Here is a 16411-nt window from a genome sequence, read left to right as displayed (position 1 = left end):
CCATGACATTGCTCGTAGCCGTGACCGACTCCTCCGAAGGATCACACGCCCTCCTCGCCGGCAAGAAGGAAGCCGCGATGCTGGGTACCGAGCTCCTGGTGGTGAACCTCTCCCTCACCGAACCCGAAGACGTGCACACGCTCGCGGACGACGGCGTGACCGTCCTCGACCGGATCGGCCGTGGAGACCGCGATCCCGCGACCGCCGTGCTCGACCTGCTCGACGAACGACCCGACATCGAACGCCTCGTGATCGGCGTCAAACGCCGCAGCGCGGTCGGCAAGGCGCTTCTCGGCAGCGTGAGCCAGCGCCTCATCCTGCAATCCCCGATCCCGGTCCTCGCGGTCAAAACCCCTCAGTAGGAGCCGAGTTGAGCAAGCAAGGGAGCCTGCGACTGGTCGCGGGCATGGTCGGCGGCGGGCAGGGCGCCGACATCGGCAAGACCCACCGCTACGCGATGCGTCTCGACGACCGGTACGACCTGCACGCGGGGGTCTTCGGGCGGGACGGCGCATCGTCGGCGCGGATCGCCGAGAGCCTCGGTGTGCCGGCCGAGCGCATCTATCGCGACTACCGGGAGATGGCGGAACGGGAATCCGCCCGCGAGGACGGCGTCGACGTGGTCGCCGTGACCACGCCGAACGACAGCCACTTCGACATCGCGCGCACGTTCCTGGAGGCGGGCATCTCGGTGGTGTGCGAGAAGCCCCTCACGCCCGACTCGGCGTCGGCTGCGGAACTGGTCGCGATCGCCGAGTCCTCCGGTGCAATTCTCGCCGTCCCGCACTGCTATTCGGCGTACGCGATGGTCAGGCACGCGGCCCGGATGGTGCGCGACGGCGACCTCGGCCGGATCCGATTCGCCGCGGTCGAGCACGCGTCCGGGTGGGCCGCGGTACCCGTCGAACTCGGCGAGCACCGGCAGGCACGATGGCGTACCGACCCGGGCATCGCGGGATTCCCCAGCGTCGTCGGCGATCTCGGCACCCACGCCTTCCACCTCCTGCGGTACGTCACCGGACTCGAAGCCACCCGGGTGTCGGCCGAACTGGACACCCTCGTCCCCGGGCGGCGGGTGTTCGACAACGCCACCGTCCGCCTCACCCTCTCCAACGGGGCACCCGCGACACTGTGGGCGAGCATGGCCGCCACCGGCAACGAGCACGGCCTGCGGATCCGGGTGTTCGGCGACACCGCGAGCATCGAGTGGCGGCACGAGGACCCTCACCACCTGACGGTGCGCGACCTCGACGGCGGCACGACGACCCTCGCGCAGGGCATGCGCACGCTGTCCGAGGACGCCGGCAGGCTCACCCGTCCCGGCCTGGGACATCCCGAAGGCTTCCTCGAGGCGTTCGCGAACTTCTACCGCGATCTCGCGGACGAACTCCGCGCCCGCCGCGACGACACCCCCACCACCCTCCGCGATCTGTCCTTCCCCACCGGACGCGACGGGCTGATAGGCGTCCAGTTCGTCGAGGCGACGGCCGCCTCCCACGCCGCCGACTCCGCCTGGGTCGTTCCCGCTTTCGCACACGACAAGGTCGGTATCTGACATGCAACGATTCGCCCTCATCGGCGCCGGATTCATCGGCGGAGTGCACGGCGACAACCTCGCCGCGCACCCCGATGTCGACCTGGCCCTCGTCTTCGACATCGACCTCGCTCGCGCGACCGACCTCGCCAAGCGGCACGGCAGCCGTGCGACCACCGATCTCGCGGAAGTCTTCGACCCCACGGCAATCGACGCCGTTTTCATCGCGTCGTCCAGCAACACGCACGCCGAGCACCTTCGCGCCGCGGCGACGGCGGGGATCCCGGCCCTGTGCGAGAAGCCGATCGATCTCGATCTCGCGCACGCCGTCGACATCGTGCGCTTCGCCGAGACCCGCTCGTTGCGGGCGATGGTCGATTTCAACCGCCGCTTCGACCGCGACTACGCCGAACTGCAGCGGGTGGTCGCGTCCGGCGAGATCGGTTCGGTCGAGCTGATCCAGATGACCAGCCGCGGTCCGGCGATGCCGCCGCTCGAGTACATCGCGGTCTCGGGCGGGCAGATGCGTGACCAGACCGTCCACTTCTTCGACCTGGCCCGGTGGATCTCCGGGCTCGACCCCGAGTCCGTCTTCGCGACCGGTTCCACGCTCGCCGAACCCCGCCTCGCCGAGTACGGCGACGTCGACACGTCGGCGGTCACCCTGCGTCTGCCCGGCGGCGCGCTCGTCCAGATCGACTGCACCCGGAGGATCGGCTACGGCTACGACGAACGCATCGAGGTGCTCGGTTCGACGGGCATGGTAGAGGCGCGACGGCAGCGCGCCGGATCCGTCTCCCGGTACAGCGCGGGCCGCGTGGTCGACGACGGCTTGCACGCGGGATGGTTCGAACGGATCAGAGGCAGCTACCGCACCGCGCTCGACCACTTCGTCGACGCACTGGAGAACGGTGCCGCGATCGGCCCGACCCTGACGGAGGGGTTGAAGGCGCAGGCGATCGCCGAGGCCGCGACCCGCTCACTCACCAGCGGCCGGATGGAACCGATCGAGTACCCGGCCTGAAACCGATCACACGGGGTCACCGAGCACGACGACGTCGGCGCGGGCACGGCCGGGCGCGACCAACGCGGTATTGCGTTCGTCGCTGCGCCGCACCCACTCTCGCGCATCGCCGGGCGACTTGCCGAACCGGATGTGCCGCTCGACGAGCCGGGCGACGCGCTCCTCGTCGTCCGGGGCGAGGAACCATGCCTCGTCGAGCAGGTCGCGCACCCTCGCCCACGGCTGCTCGTCGAGGAGCAGGTAGTTTCCCTCGGTGATCACCAGCGGCACGTCCGGCGGGACGGCGATCGACCCGGCGTAGGACTCCTCGACGTCGCGGTGGAACTCCGGGGCGTACACCGTCTCGCCGTCGGGTTCACGTATCCGGCGCAGCAGCGCCACGTAGCCGGCGGCGTCGAACGTGTCGGGTGCGCCCTTGCGCCCGGCCCGGCCGAGGCGGACCAGTTCCGCACCCGCCAGGTGGAATCCGTCCATCGGCACCACCACCGCGGACGGTCCCAGCGCCGCGAGCACCGCCGCGGCGACGGTGCTCTTACCCGAGCCGGGCGGTCCGGCGATACCGAGAATGCGGCGCGTGCCCGAGTCGGCGAGCACGCGGGCGCGCGCGATCAGTCCCGGCAGTCCACCTTCATACCGCACCGGACCGCCCGGTCGTGCCCACTGCGTGCTCGTCGTCCATAAGCAGACCGTAGCTCAGCCGTCGTGGACCTCGATGCCCTCCGCCTGTCGCCCGTCGCCCAATGTCACCGCCGAGCAATCAGATTGAACTGTTGTGACATGGGGCGAGCGGCACTGACCTCACGTCCACGCCAGCCGTCACGTTCGTCGTCCTCTGCCGTCAGCCGGACACCGGCCACGAATTCCTTGACCCCGCCGAAGGACGCCGGGGTTCGGGTCTGCAGGCGCAGCGATCTGACGACGGCCTCCCTCGGGTAGCAGCGGCCCCAACGGCCGGCGGATGTCCTCACCGTGGACGACCTGGAGCGTGAGTGGTTCGACTCCATCCTGTCGCCGCGCACTCTCGTCGACGTGGTCCGGCAGCACCATCCTGGCGTCGACGGTCCGTACTCGTGGTGGTCGTGACTGGGGCAGTCGTTCGTGAACGACACCGGGTGGCGCATCGACTACTACCTCGCGACGCCGCGCCTGGCACAGGCTGCGGTCGCCGGCCGGCACCGACCGGGAGTCTGCGGCCGACCGGCGGATGAGTGATCACGCTCCGGTCGTCGTTGACTACGACCTCTGATCGGGGAGATTCCCGGGTTCGGGAATTTGGCTAACCGCCCCATCGCGGGTGGTGCGCGTGCAGTCATCCATTCATGCGCTGGTGGTCATGGTGTGGTGGCCGCGTTCTTCCTAGTGTTTCAGATCACAGACGCTCAGCGAGGTGCACGTTCGCTTCCCGCGGAGCCGTGGGAAGAAAGGACGGACACCGTGGCGACACTGCAGACGGTCCAGAAGATCGGGCCGGTGCTGGACCTGTTCACCGCAGCGCAACCGGAATGGGGGGTCTCCGAGGTCGCCGCTGCCATCGACGTCCCCCGATCGAGTGCGCACGCCTTGCTGTCGAGTCTCGTCGAGACCGGACTGCTCCAGTGCCGCACGCGTGGTCGCTACCGGATCGGGTGGCGGGTGATCGAACTCGGCGAAACCCTGCGGGGCACCGTCGACGTGCGGTCCTGCGCCGCGCCGGTCATCGAGAACCTCGTCGAGCGGTACGGCGAAACCAGTCACCTCGCGGTGATGGAACGGTGGCACGTGCTGTACGTCGACAAGGTGGTCGGTACGCACAACATCACCGTGCAGGGTGCACGCGTCGGCGCCCGTCTCGAAGCACACTGCACAGCGGTGGGCAAGGTCCTCCTGGCGAGCCTCGAGGAGAACGAACTGCACCGGTACCTGGCCGGTCGCCAGTTGCGCAGGCACACGCCGTCGACGATCACGAATGCCGGGGCGCTGCTCGACGCGTTGTCGGTGGCGCGGTCTGCCGGCCACGCCTACGACCTCGGTGAAGCCGTCTCGGAGGTCCACTGCGTCGCCGCGCCGGTGCGTGACGACATGGGTTCCGTGGTGGCCGCGGTGAGCATGAGCATCCCGGTCAGCCGTTTCGTGCCCCGCCGCGTCGAGTTCACCCGTGCCGTCATGGCGGCAGCCCGCGACGTCTCGCACGCGGTCGCGAACACGAACCACGCCACACCCACCACGACCAGGGACGTTCCCGAATCGGGCCGGCCTGCGCTGGCCTCCTGACGTCCCGTCACCCGAAGTCCGAACCGAATGACACAGAGCAGAGGTGCCATGGATACCGTCGCACGTAAGGCCGCCGACCGGTTGCTGGAGGTGTACCGGACGGGCGAACCGATCGACCCGCTGACCCCGGAGCATCCCGACGCGTCGATCGAACTCGCTTATCGCATTCAGCAAGTGCAGGTCGAGGAGTGGACGCTCGGCGGCGACGTCGTGAAGGGGCACAAGGTGGGCCTCGCGTCGCGGGCCATTCAGCGGCAGATGGGGGTGAACCAACCCGACTTCGGACATCTGACCGCGAGCATGTTCCATCTCGAGCACCAGCCCATACCGGCGGGGCGGTTCCTCCAGCCGCGGATCGAGCCCGAGATCGCGTTCGTGCTGGGCCGGCCTCTGTCCGGACCGGGTGTCACCGTCGCCGAGGCGGTCCGGGCGGTCGACTTCGTCCTTCCCGCACTGGAGATCGTCGACTCGCGGATCCGGGACTGGAAGATCGGCATCTTCGACACCATCGCCGACAATGCGTCGTCGGGCGGCGTCATCCTGGGCAGCCGACCGGTCGCGCTCGACGCGGCGGACCTGCAACTGGCGGGGTGCACCCTCCACATCGGCGGTGAACTCGTCGCGACCGGCGCGGGCGGTGCCGTTCTCGGCTCGCCGCTCAACGCGCTCGTCTGGCTGGCGAACACTGTCGGCCCGATGGGCGTGACACTCGAACCGGGCCATGTCGTGCTTCCCGGCTCGATGACCAAGGCATTTCCGGTGAATCCGGGCGATTCGATCGTCGCGCAGATCAGCGGGCTCGGCAGTGTGACAGCCGTCCTCGGCACCAAGGAGGAACAGTGATGGGTACCGACGCATGGAGCGCAGCACTCGTGGCGGAGCGACTTTTACAGGCGGAAGAAAGTGCCACGGCCCAGACGTCCATCAAAGCTGAGTGGGAGAGCCTCGACCTCGCAACGGCCTACGCCGCGCAGGACATCGCCCTCGGCATCCGGGTGGCGCGCGGTGAGAAGGTCACCGGCGTGAAACTGGGGGTCACCTCGAAGGCCAAGCAGCGTCAGGTCGGTGTCGACGCACCGTCGACCGCGTGGCTGACCGACCGGATGATCCTCCCGATCGGGGAGACCGTGCCCCGCGACCGCCTGATCCAGGCGCGGGCCGAACCGGAGATCGCGTTCGTCATGGGACGCCGACTCGAAGGTCCGGGCATCAGCGCAGCGACCGCCTTGGCCGCCGTGGATCACGTCGTGGGCGCGATCGAGATCATCGACAGCCGGTTCTCGGGCTACAAGTTCTCGATGATGGACGCGGTGGCCGACAACAACTCGTCCGGACGCTACGTCACCGGGCCGATCAGCCGGCGGCCCGAAGATCTCGACCTTGCGCTCGAGGCGTGCCTGCTCGAGGTCGACGGCGAAATCGTCGATTCGGCGACCGGTGCTGCGGTACACGGACATCCGGCCGAAGCGCTGGCGTTCGCCGCCAACACGCTCGCCGAACGGGGCCACGCCATCGAGGCCGGCTGGGTGGTGCTCACGGGAGGGATGACCGACGCGGTGCCGGTGGAGCCGGGCGCGCGGATTGCGGCGCACTTCACGAATCTGGGCACGATCACCGTGGCGGGAGGTCGCTGATGCCGATCATCGAGGTCACCATCGCCGAGGGCCGCAGCCCCGAGGAACTGCGCCTGCTGATCCACGAGCTCACCCACGCCGCTCACCGGGCGGTGGGGACGCCCGTCGCGAACGTCCGTGTGATCCTGCGCGAGACACCGAAGACGCACTTCGCGGCCGGCGACGTCACGCTCGCCGAGCGGGAGGAAGCGGCGAACATCCGGATATCCGGAACGGCCGCCGACGTCGGCACCTGAGGAGTCGGGCATTGCGATTCGACGTCGAGGCGAAAACCGGACCCGGGTTACACAGGGAAGGCACGCATGCCGTCCGTCTCAGGAGATCCGATGCCCCCCAACAGTCCCGTCACCCTCGTCGCGGAGGCAGCGCCCGCCTCGCCCGCCGTCGCGCGCATGTCCGACGAGTTGTATCATGACCTGTTGTCCCCGAACGAGGTTCGCGACCTTCGTCTGCGGGTGCGCGACTTCGCCACCCGGGCGATCGAGCCCGTCGCGCATCGCATCGCCGGCGGCGACGAGCGGCTCGACGGCTTCCCACGTGACGCGTTCGAATCGATGGCGGCGGAGGGACTGTTCCGGATCCCGTTCCCGCCCGACGTCGGCGGCGACGGTCTGTCGCATCGCGCCACCGCGACCGCAGTCGCGGTGGAGGAATTGGCGTATTACTCCAACAGCGTCGCGGCCATCTACGACGTGCACTGCATCCTGGCGGGCACCGCGCTCGACCAGGGCACCGACGAGCAGCGACGCCGCTGGCTGCGGCCCCTCGTCGAGGGGGAGATCGTGGGAGCCTTCGCGACCAGCGAACCGGGTGCGTCCAGCGACCTGTCCCCCGACGCCGTGTCCACCGAAGCGACCCCGGACGGTGACGGCTGGATCCTCCGCGGCCGGAAACGGTGGATCACCAACTCCGTCGTCGCTTGTGTGGTGGTGGTGCTCGCACGCACCGGTGACGACCTCACGACCTTCATCGTGCCCACCCACGCGTCGGGCGTCACGATCGGAACCCCCGACCGAAAACTGGGGAACCGCGGGCAGATCACCGCCGATGTCAATCTCGACGACGTCCGCCTCGGGCCGGATTCGGTGCTCGGACGGGTCGGGGGTGGACTGCGCCTCGCGCTGCAGACCCTCACCTACGGGCGCATCGGGATCGGTGCCGCGGGCGTCGGAATGGCGCAGGCCGCATTCGATCGGACTGTCGCCCATCTGAAGTCGCGGCACGCCTTCGGGGGTTCGCTCGCCTCGAAACAGCACTGGCAGTTCGTGATGGCTGACTACGCCGCGGATCTGGAGTCCGCCCGCAGCCTGTATCTCAAAGCGGCACTGCGGCTCGACGCCGGCGAGCGATTCCCCGAACCCGAGGCGGTGATGGCGAAACTGCGGGGCACGGACCTGGCCTCGCGGATCGCCCGAGATGCCGTGCAGGCCTTCGGCGGACTCGGCTTCGTCCGGTCGCTCGGCGCCGACGACACCGAGGGTCCGGTGGAGGCCATCTACCGCGACAGCAAGATCGGCGAGATCTACGAGGGAGCCAACGAGATCCAACGGTGGGTGCTGGCGCGTCAGATCTTCGGGCGCGACCACACCGGCTAGAGCGAAGAAAACCTAACGGTCCGTACGTGAACCGCCTTTCCCGCTGTTCTGTTCACGGAAATGCGCGGGGCTGACGCCGAACCGCTTGCGGAATGCGCGGCTGAAGTGTGAGACGTCGCGGTAACCGACACGGTCGCTGATCTCGGCGACGGTCGAGTCGGTGTCGAGGAGCTGCCCTCGGGCGCGGTCGAGGCGCAATTGGTACAGCCATGTGCGTGGGGTGGTGCCGGTCAAGCTGAACAGTTTGTGGATGTAGCGCAGGGACATTCCGAGTTCGACACCGATCTCGGCCGTCGAGTGGTCGGGGTCGTGCAGGTACCGCGTCATCGTCTGCTGCACCGTCCGGAGGTCGTCGTGGTGGACCCGTTTCGTCGCGGTCAGGGGGCGCGCCTGCTCGGTGAGGACAGAGGTGAGCAGCTCGACCGCGGACGCGGCCACGGATGCCGAAGACCCCACCGACAACCGGGCGTCGGTCGTTGCCATGTCGACGAGAAAACGGGAGACGAGGCCGCCCATCCCGGTCTGCCCGGAGATCCCCAGCCCGGCGACGCCCTCCATGGCCTCGGCGGAAAGCCGGGAGATCAATAGTTGGCGGGGTGCACGCAGGACGACCTGCTCGAATTCCGTCCGGCCGTCCACGACGAAGGGTGCGGCCGAGTCCAGGATCCCGAATGCTCCCTGCTCGAGGGTCGCACTCCGCGAATGCTGCTGGAGGGTGGCCGTCCCCCGAGTGATCAGACACAGCAGGTAGTCGTCGTTGGGGTCGGACCGGATCATCTCGGGCGTGCGCACGACCGTGTGCGGGTCTGCGTGCACCACACTCACGGTCAGGTCCCCGAAGGGCCGCACCGTCAATTCCGCGGCGAACCGGGCGTGTCTGTCGGGCCAGTCGACGTCCATCTCGCAGTAGGTGGAGTCGAGGGTGTCCGCCCAGCGCACGCGCCCTTCGGTCGACTCCAGCTCGCGCGTACTCAGCACCATCGACGCGGCGCTGTCGGTGCAGGCGGAGTCATCCTTCTGTGCACTGTCGGTCATGTTCGATCGCACCTCCGCATCATAGTGTTCCAGATCACAGGCACTCCCCGCGCGGACGATCCCCGAAAGGCTCCGGGCCGCGCTCACTTCGAATCTTGCGAACGACTTCAGAGGAGACAGCGCCATGACCACCAGCACCACGTGGATCGAATCGATCACCATGGAGGAACTCGACCGCGATCCGAACCCGATCTACGACCGGCTCCGGCGCGAGGCCCCGGTTGCGTTCGTACCCGCGGTAGGGATGCACGTCGTGGCGTCGCGCGACCTCTGTCTGCAGATCGCGCAGGATTCCGAGACCTGGTCCACGGTGATCGCGCCCTCGGGTGGACGAACCTTCGGGAAAGGTACCGTACTCGCCGCCAACGGTGAACAGCACGAGAAAATTCGTGAATGGATCGATCCCCAATTGCGGCCCAGTGCAGTGGACTCCTATGTAGAAGCGCTGGTCCGGCCGCAGGCGCGCAGCCTCCTGGAAGGGATCGAGGATCTGGGTGCCGCAGACATCCAGGAGGCCTACTTCGCGCCGATCAGTGTGCGTTCGGTTGGGGACCTGATGGGTCTCACCGAAATCCCTTCGGAGACATTGGTGCGCTGGTTCGAGACGCTGGCGCAGTCGTACGGGAACGCGGAAGTCGACGAGAACGGAAACTTCGCCAATCCCGGGCCGTTCGAGGCCGGTGACCGGGTGAAGGCCGAGATCGTCGCCGCTGTCGGCCCGATGCTCGACCACTGGACCGAACATCCCGACCACACCCTGATCTCGCACTGGCTGCACGACGGGATGCCCGACGGCCAGGTCCGCGACCGGTCCGAGATCTACCCGAACATCTACGTGTTCCTGCTCGGCGCCCTTCAGGAGCCCGGGCACGTCATGACGACCACCCTGGCAGGGCTATTCCAGCACCCCGACCAGCTCGAACGCGTCATCGACGACCCCACACTCATTCCGCGCGCCGTCAACGAGGGCGCGCGCTGGGTGGCCCCGATCTGGAGTGCCGCGGTGAAGGTCGCGGGCCGCGATGTCACCATCGGCGGCATCGACCTGCCGACGGGAACACCGGTCATGCTGGCATACGGTTCGGCCAATCGAGACGAGTCCGTCTGGGAGAACGCGGAGGCCTACGAGATCGACCGGCCCATCATGCCGCATCTGGCGTTCGGAGCGGGAAACCATGCTTGCGCCGGAACGTATCTCGGTACCGCGATCGTGCGGATCGCACTCGAGGCACTGTTCGAGACGATCCCGAACATCGAGCCCGATCCCGACCGCGCCCCGCAGTTCTGGGGATGGACGTTCCGCGGACCGCAGGGCCTGCACGTCACCTGGGAGGTCTGACCGATGGACCGTATGGTGACGGTGTCGGGGCAGGACGGGGCGTTCCCGGTCGCACCCGGCACGTCGGTCCTGGAAGCCGCCTTGCGGGCGAATCGCTGGCTTCCGCACGCCTGTTCACAGGGGACCTGTGGCACGTGCAAGATCCGGGTTCTCTGCGGGGAGGTCGACCACGGCGCCGCCGACGAGACCATCCTCTCCGCCGACGAACGCTCGTCGGGACTCGCGCTGGCCTGCCAGTCGAAACCGCACGGAGACCTGACCATCGCCCCCGTGAACGACGCCGACCCCGGCCGGCCGATGCACCCCCTCCGCGACTACACAGGCACAGTACGGGAACTGTCCGACATCGCTCGGCAGACCCGCAGGCTCGTCGTCGAACTCGACGAACCGATGGAGTTCGACGCCGGTCAGTACGCCGAACTGATCGTGCCGGGCTCCGGTGTCGCGCGCCAGTATTCGATGGCGAACCCGCCGTCCGAGCAACGGCTGCTCGAGTTCCACGTCCGGAATACGGCGGGCGGCCTCGCCACCGAGGGCTGGATCTTCGACTCACTCGCGGTGGGTGACCGCATCGATATGCGTGGACCGCTCGGCCAGTTCGGTGTCGTCGAACCCCGGGAGGAGCCGGCCATCCTGATCGGCGGAGGCACCGGGCTCGCACCGCTCAAATCGATTGTCCGGCATGCACTGGACCACGATCTGCTACCGGCGATTCACCTCTACCACGGTGGTCGCCGGGAAGCCGACCTCTACGACGTCGAGTGCTTCCGCGCGATGGAGGCGACCGATTCCCGATTCCACTATCATCCGGTCCTCAGTGAGGAGAACTGGGACGGGGCAACGGGAATGGTCACCGACGCCGTGCTGGGTGACTTCGCCAGTTGCCGTGGCCACAGCGCATACCTGTGCGGACCGCCCGCGATGGTCGTCGCCGCCGTCAAGGCCTTGAAACGCCGCCGCATGTCGCCGCGGTTGATCTTCAAGGAGGAGTTCACCGTGAACGCTCCGCGGCCGGCGGCCGAGGCCGTGTGATCCCACTGTCCCCCAACCCGACCTACGACGCCGAGAACAGGAATCTCATGTACCGAGTGAGCATCATTTACAACCCGCCGACCGACCCGGCGGAATTCGACGAGTACTACGCCACAAAACACCTGCCGCTGGTCCGGCAGGTGCCCGGGGTCGTCCGATTCGCCGCCGGCAAGTGTGAGACCCTCGACGGCACTACTCCCGCGGCGTACGCGCTCGCCGAGTTGTTCTTCGACTCCAAGGATGCCGCCGCGCAGGCTCTGTCGTCACCGGCTGGGCAGACGGCCGCCGGAGATCTCGCGAACTTCGCCACCGGTGGTGTCACGATGCTCTTCAGCAACGAGGACACCGTTCTTCCCTGACCGTACTTGTTGGCGCAGCACATCACGAAACTCTGCGCGCGTGCTCCTTCCGGTACAGGCCGGGGCTCGAGCCGAAGGTGCTGCGGAACAACCGACTGAAATGGGACACGTCGCGGAAGCCGGCGCACTCGCTGACGTCGGCAACGGACAGATCCGTGGTGAGCAGGTACTTTCGCGCAGCCTCGAGGCGGGCCTGGTACAGCCAGGCCCGCGTCGTGGTGCCTTCCGCATTGAACAACTTGTGCACGGTGCGCAGCGACATACCCGCTGCCGCGGCGATGTCCGACAGCGTGATGTCGGCGTCGTGGAGATTCTGTTCGATCACCCGCTGAACTCGCCTGAGGTCCTCCGTGCGGTGCAGGTCTGCAGCGCTGGTCGCCAACAGGCCCTCGGTCAGGGCCGTGGCAAGCATGTCGACGGCGGAGGATGCGAAGGACACGGCAGCACCTTGCGACATCGGCGCGTCCATGTCCGCGATATCGACGAACAACCGACCGACCAGTCCGCCAGCCCCGGTGTCGCCGTGAATCGAGCGCGCCGTGCCGTGTTCGACGATTCGTCCCGGAAGGCGCGACGTGAGCACCTCGCGGGGGGATCGAACCACGACCTGTCGGAACGGGGCGGGTGAGTGGAACACGAACGGTGCGGCGCAGTCGAGGAGCGCGAAGGAACCCGGCTCCACCACCGTGGCCCGGCCGGACTGCCGGACCTCCACGCTTCCGTCCGTGACGAGGCAGACCAAATACCCCTCCCCCGAATCGGACTGGATCATCGCCGGCGATCGGACGACGGTGTGCGCGTCGGCCCGGATCGTGCTGACATGCAGATCACCGAACGGCCGCCCGCCCCACTCCGCGTCGAAGTGACGCCGAGGCTCCGGCCACGCCACGTCCGTCTCGCAGTAGAGCCGCTCCAGCGTGCTCGCCCACTGCATACGGCCCTCCCCGGTATCGAGCTCCCGTGTTCGCAGAGAGACGATCGCGGGCACGTCGGTGCGCGCGGAGTCATTCGATTGTTCGCGCTCAGCCATGTTCCACCACACCTCCGCCTAATAGTGTTCCAGATCACAGGAACTTGGCGTTCGGGTCAATATACCCCACCCCGTCGAGTACGACACCGACAGCGGTGACCGAGGCGCGCCGACGTCCTCGCCTTCCGAAACAGGTTCCTGCCCAACGAGACCAGGAGTGACTCCATGACCACATCAGCATTCGTCGACGATCGCGTCGGAGTTCCGAACGACGTCCGGCCCATGACGGGCGACGAGTACCTCAAGTCGCTGCGCGACGGCCGCGAGGTCTACTTCCGCGGGGAGCGCGTCGACGACGTCACCACCCATCCGGCTTTCCGTAACTCGGCGCGGTCGGTGGCGCGGATGTATGACGCACTGCACCAGCCGGAGGCGAAGGGCGTGCTGGCGGTGCCCACCGATACCGGAAACGGCGGCTTCACGCACCCCTTCTTCAAGACCGCTCGTAGTGCGGACGACCTGGTGCTCTCCCGTGACGCGATCGTGGCCTGGCAGCGTGAGGTGTACGGCTGGCTGGGCCGGTCGCCCGACTACAAGGCCTCGTTCCTCGGCACGCTGGGAGCCAACGCCGACTTCTACGGCCCGTACCGCGACAACGCCCTGCGCTGGTACAAGCACGCGCAGGAGCGGATGCTCTACCTCAACCACGCCATCGTCAATCCGCCGATCGACCGCGACAAGCCGGCCGACGAAACCGCCGACGTGTGCGTGCACGTCGTCGAGGAGACCGATGCGGGTCTGATCGTGTCCGGCGCGAAGGTCGTCGCGACGGGATCGGCGATCACTAACGCGAATTTCATCGCCCACTACGGACTGCCGCTGCGCAAGAAGGAATACGGCCTGATCTTCACGGTGCCGATGGATTCGCCAGGACTGAAGTTGTTCTGCCGCACCTCCTACGAGATGAACGCTGCGGTGATGGGCACGCCGTTCGACTATCCGTTGTCGAGCAGGTTCGACGAGAACGACGCGATCATGGTGTTCGACCGGGTGCTGGTGCCGTGGGAGAACGTCTTCGCCTACGACACCGACACCGCGAACGGCTTCGTCATGAAGTCGGGATTTCTCTCCCGCTTCATGTTCCACGGATGCGCTCGGCTCGCGGTGAAGCTCGACTTCATCGCCGGCTGTGTGATGAAGGGTGTGGAAATGACCGGCTCCGCGGGATTCCGCGGTGTGCAGATGCAGATCGGGGAGATCCTCAACTGGCGCGACATGTTCTGGGGGCTGTCCGACGCGATGGCCAAGTCACCCGAACAGTGGGTGAACGGCGCCGTCCAACCGAACCTGAACTACGGTCTCGCCTATCGCACCTTCATGGGTGTGGGGTACCCGCGGGTCAAGGAGATCATCCAGCAGGTGCTGGGCAGCGGGCTGATCTACCTGAACTCCCATGCGAGCGACTGGGCGAACCCGGCCATGCGTCCCTACCTCGACCAGTATGTCCGCGGATCGAACGGCGTCGCCGCGATCGACCGCGTCCAGTTGCTCAAGTTGCTGTGGGACGCCGTCGGCACCGAGTTCGGTGGGCGGCACGAACTCTACGAGCGCAATTACGGCGGCGATCACGAGGCCGTCCGCTTCCAGACGTTGTTCGCCTACCAGGCGACCGGACAGGATCTGGCGCTCAAGGGATTCGCCGAACAGTGCATGTCCGAGTACGACGTGGACGGCTGGACCCGGCCCGACCTGATCGGCAACGACGATCTGAGGATCGTCCGGGGCTGAGTGGAACCGACGACGAGGAGCGCAGCCATGACCGAGACAGTGGGCGAACTCGATCCCGAGGTGACGCCGCTACACCTGCGGAAGGCGCTGGGACGGTTCGCCAGCGGTGTCACCATCGTGACCACCGCCGAATGTGAGGACGAGGACTCGGTGCACGGGATGACCGCCAATGCGTTCACCTCGGTGTCGCTGGACCCACCGCTGGTGCTCGTGTCCATCTCCACACGCGCGAAGATGGACACGAAGATCAGAGAGACCGGGACGTACGGCGTTTCGATTCTCGCCGGAGACCAGGAACCTGTGTCGTTGCACTTCGCGGGCGCGGCACACGAACCGGATCGGGTTCGGTTCGTGTGGCGCAGGGGCGTGCCGCTCCTCGAAGGCGCTCTGGTGCATCTCGCGTGCACCGTGGTCGCCTCGCACCCCGCGGGCGACCACACGCTGCACGTGGGCCGGGTCGAGCAACTCTGGTACGACGACGGGCACCCGCTCGTCTTCTACACCGGCAGTTTCCGGTCGCTGGAACTCCTCGGGCGCGACGAGCCCTGGGGGTTCTGAACCGAGTGCCGACGGCTGGGCGGCCGCGACGAATGTCGCGGCCGCCCATACGTATGTGTGGTGCACTCAGGGCACGGCCTGGGCACGAGCCGCGATCTCACCGGCACGGGTCGTGGCGGCCGCGGTCCCCGCGATCGTCCAGTTCGCCGGGTCGACTTCGATGATCTGTCCGCGCACGAGCGCACGCTGCGCACCGAGGATGTCGACGATCAGATCGGTGAACCGCGCCGCAAGTTCCTGACGTTGCGAGGCGGGGCGTCCGGCGAGCACGATCGCCGTGAAATAGGGCGCCGCGGGCGCGCCGTCTGTAACGGTGGTTCCCGCGACGGCGACATCGTCGGGCCGGTATCGCACGATGAACGCCCTTACGCGGTCCATCGGTGAGTCGAGAACCTCGGAGTAGCACCGACTCGCGGCGGTGAGCAGTTCTCGGTGCTGCTCGGCGGTGTAGGCACCGTCAACGAGGTGGAAATGGGCGACAGGCATAGGTGACAATCCTTTTCGGGAGTCGGTCAGTGGATTCCGTGGCGGGTTCCGGCATCGACGTTGATCACCGAGCCGTGCAGCACCGCGGCCTCCGGAGCGAGCAGGGTCTCGACGATCCAGCCGATCTCCTGGAGCGTCGGCAGCCGACCGAGGCTGGTCTTGGCGCGGTAGCGGTTCCAGATCTTCTCCGGATCCTGCCCGGTTTCGGCGGATTCGGTTTCGACGAAGGCACGCAGCCTCGGAGTGTCCACCGGTCCGGGAGCGATCGTGTGGGTGGTGACACCCTTCGGCCCGTAGAGGGCACTGAGTTGGCGCATGAGGTTGAAGACCGCCGCGTTCGCCGTGCCGGGCGCCGCATCGAGCGGACCCGGTTCGAGACCGAGGGAGCCGGCGATGGTGACGAAGCGGGAGCCGTCGACGAGATGGTCGCGGACGGCGTGCAGGAGGCGGACGAGCCCGCCCACCTTGATGTTCGTCGCCACGGCCAGATCGCCTGGTGGAATCGTGTCGACGGAACCCCGCACCGGGAGGCCGGCGGCGAACAGCGCCATCCGAACGGGCGAGTCGATACACGCAGAGATCGTGTCGATTGCAGTGTCGTCGGCGATGTCGGCCACGCACGGCGTGATCAGGTCGTCGGAGATCGCGAGCTTCTCGAGTTCGTCGCCTCTGCGGGCCACGGCCAGCACTCGCAGCCCGCGGCGGGCCAGTCGCAGGGTGATTTCGGTGCCCATCGCACCGGTCGCACCGACGACGACACAGAGGTCGGGTGTAGTCACAGTACAGTTCTCCTCGGTTCGGGAAGAC

Annotated in this window: 19 protein-coding genes and 1 pseudogene; 14 read left to right on the top strand and 6 right to left on the bottom strand. The window is 67.5% G+C overall.

The window, feature by feature from the left end; all coding sequences use genetic code 11:
- Window positions 1-2 precede the first annotated feature (2 nt).
- From PSR88_RS19765 to PSR88_RS19755, 3 genes are read left to right on the top strand one after another with little or no spacing between them, the layout of a single operon-like run.
- Window positions 3-362 carry a universal stress protein gene (locus PSR88_RS19765; protein WP_011596429.1) on the top strand — a complete coding sequence of 120 codons (360 nt, stop codon included), beginning with the start codon at window positions 3-5 and terminating at the stop codon, window positions 360-362.
- 8 nt (window positions 363-370) lie between these two features.
- Entirely contained in the window at window positions 371-1555 is a 1185-nt protein-coding gene (locus tag PSR88_RS19760) for a Gfo/Idh/MocA family protein (protein ID WP_016884575.1), read from the top strand.
- Between the two features lies 1 nt (window position 1556).
- Complete coding sequence (locus tag PSR88_RS19755; protein ID WP_016884576.1) at window positions 1557-2558, top strand: Gfo/Idh/MocA family oxidoreductase; 1002 nt, start codon at window positions 1557-1559, stop codon at window positions 2556-2558.
- 6 nt (window positions 2559-2564) lie between these two features.
- On the opposite strand, the gene PSR88_RS19750 is transcribed toward PSR88_RS19755, so the two are convergent.
- Window positions 2565-3197: a nucleoside/nucleotide kinase family protein gene (locus PSR88_RS19750; protein ID WP_016884577.1), complete on the bottom strand. Its 633-nt coding sequence runs from the start codon at window positions 3195-3197 to the stop codon at window positions 2565-2567.
- 104 nt (window positions 3198-3301) lie between these two features.
- Window positions 3302-3526 carry a hypothetical protein gene (locus PSR88_RS19745; RefSeq protein WP_029539718.1) on the bottom strand — a complete coding sequence of 75 codons (225 nt, stop codon included), beginning with the start codon at window positions 3524-3526 and terminating at the stop codon, window positions 3302-3304.
- A gap of 13 nt (window positions 3527-3539) precedes the next feature.
- Between PSR88_RS19745 and PSR88_RS19740 the strand changes: the two are divergent.
- The 6 genes and pseudogenes from PSR88_RS19740 to PSR88_RS19715 all read left to right on the top strand — a co-directional run.
- Window positions 3540-3804: pseudogene (locus tag PSR88_RS19740) on the top strand (exodeoxyribonuclease III); the annotation flags it as partial.
- 188 nt (window positions 3805-3992) lie between these two features.
- Window positions 3993-4808, top strand: coding sequence for an IclR family transcriptional regulator (locus PSR88_RS19735; protein ID WP_011596423.1), 816 nt, complete (start codon window positions 3993-3995; stop codon window positions 4806-4808).
- 48 nt (window positions 4809-4856) lie between these two features.
- On the top strand, window positions 4857-5651 hold the full coding sequence (locus PSR88_RS19730; RefSeq protein WP_016884579.1) for a 2-keto-4-pentenoate hydratase: 795 nt from the start codon (window positions 4857-4859) through the stop codon (window positions 5649-5651).
- Window positions 5651-6442, top strand: a complete 792-nt coding sequence (locus PSR88_RS19725) for a 2-keto-4-pentenoate hydratase (protein ID WP_009476962.1) — start codon at window positions 5651-5653, stop codon at window positions 6440-6442. Before PSR88_RS19730 ends, PSR88_RS19725 begins: the two co-directional genes overlap by 1 nt.
- On the top strand, window positions 6442-6678 hold the full coding sequence (locus PSR88_RS19720; RefSeq protein WP_016884580.1) for a tautomerase family protein: 237 nt from the start codon (window positions 6442-6444) through the stop codon (window positions 6676-6678). Before PSR88_RS19725 ends, PSR88_RS19720 begins: the two co-directional genes overlap by 1 nt.
- Window positions 6679-6768: 90 nt before the next feature.
- Window positions 6769-8037 carry an acyl-CoA dehydrogenase family protein gene (locus tag PSR88_RS19715; RefSeq protein ID WP_016884581.1) on the top strand — a complete coding sequence of 423 codons (1269 nt, stop codon included), beginning with the start codon at window positions 6769-6771 and terminating at the stop codon, window positions 8035-8037.
- Between the two features lie 12 nt (window positions 8038-8049).
- On the opposite strand, the gene PSR88_RS19710 is transcribed toward PSR88_RS19715, so the two are convergent.
- The gene (locus PSR88_RS19710; RefSeq protein WP_011596420.1) at window positions 8050-9072 is read right to left on the bottom strand and encodes an AraC family transcriptional regulator; all 1023 of its coding nucleotides are present in this window, start codon (window positions 9070-9072) and stop codon (window positions 8050-8052) included.
- Between the two features lie 124 nt (window positions 9073-9196).
- On the opposite strand from PSR88_RS19710, the gene PSR88_RS19705 reads away from it, so the two are divergent.
- Genes PSR88_RS19705 through PSR88_RS19695 form a run of 3 tightly spaced genes read left to right on the top strand, consistent with a single transcriptional unit; the run spans window position 9197 to window position 11802 of the window.
- Window positions 9197-10411: a cytochrome P450 gene (locus tag PSR88_RS19705; protein ID WP_011596419.1), complete on the top strand. Its 1215-nt coding sequence runs from the start codon at window positions 9197-9199 to the stop codon at window positions 10409-10411.
- A 3-nt stretch (window positions 10412-10414) separates the two neighbouring features.
- Window positions 10415-11443, top strand: coding sequence for an NADH:ubiquinone reductase (Na(+)-transporting) subunit F (locus tag PSR88_RS19700; RefSeq protein ID WP_011596418.1), 1029 nt, complete (start codon window positions 10415-10417; stop codon window positions 11441-11443).
- Window positions 11440-11802 (top strand): EthD family reductase, encoded by a 363-nt coding sequence (locus PSR88_RS19695; protein WP_011596417.1) that lies wholly within the window; start codon window positions 11440-11442, stop codon window positions 11800-11802. Before PSR88_RS19700 ends, PSR88_RS19695 begins: the two co-directional genes overlap by 4 nt.
- Before the next feature lie 22 nt (window positions 11803-11824).
- On the opposite strand, the gene PSR88_RS19690 is transcribed toward PSR88_RS19695, so the two are convergent.
- A complete protein-coding gene (locus PSR88_RS19690) occupies window positions 11825-12832 on the bottom strand; it encodes an AraC family transcriptional regulator (RefSeq protein WP_011596416.1) in 1008 nt (335 codons plus the stop codon).
- A 165-nt stretch (window positions 12833-12997) separates the two neighbouring features.
- Here PSR88_RS19690 and PSR88_RS19685 point away from each other — a divergent pair, with 165 nt between their 5' ends.
- Both PSR88_RS19685 and nphA read left to right on the top strand, forming a co-directional pair.
- On the top strand, window positions 12998-14560 hold the full coding sequence (locus PSR88_RS19685) for a 4-hydroxyphenylacetate 3-hydroxylase family protein (RefSeq protein ID WP_016884584.1): 1563 nt from the start codon (window positions 12998-13000) through the stop codon (window positions 14558-14560).
- Between the two features lie 27 nt (window positions 14561-14587).
- Window positions 14588-15118, top strand: a complete 531-nt coding sequence (gene nphA / locus PSR88_RS19680) for an NADH-dependent flavin reductase (protein ID WP_005572670.1) — start codon at window positions 14588-14590, stop codon at window positions 15116-15118.
- Window positions 15119-15184: 66 nt separating this feature from the next.
- On the opposite strand, the gene PSR88_RS19675 is transcribed toward nphA, so the two are convergent.
- Both PSR88_RS19675 and PSR88_RS19670 read right to left on the bottom strand, forming a co-directional pair.
- Window positions 15185-15604: a tautomerase family protein gene (locus tag PSR88_RS19675; RefSeq protein ID WP_016884585.1), complete on the bottom strand. Its 420-nt coding sequence runs from the start codon at window positions 15602-15604 to the stop codon at window positions 15185-15187.
- A 26-nt stretch (window positions 15605-15630) separates the two neighbouring features.
- The gene (locus PSR88_RS19670) at window positions 15631-16383 is read right to left on the bottom strand and encodes an SDR family NAD(P)-dependent oxidoreductase (RefSeq protein WP_007296210.1); all 753 of its coding nucleotides are present in this window, start codon (window positions 16381-16383) and stop codon (window positions 15631-15633) included.
- Between the last annotated feature and the right edge of the window lie 28 nt (window positions 16384-16411).

Source organism: Rhodococcus sp. DK176 (assembly GCF_038447315.2).
GTDB lineage: Bacteria > Actinomycetota > Actinomycetes > Mycobacteriales > Mycobacteriaceae > Rhodococcus_F > Rhodococcus_F jostii_A.
Note: the sequence above shows the minus strand (reverse complement) of the source record. Positions and strands in the feature narration are given on the sequence as shown.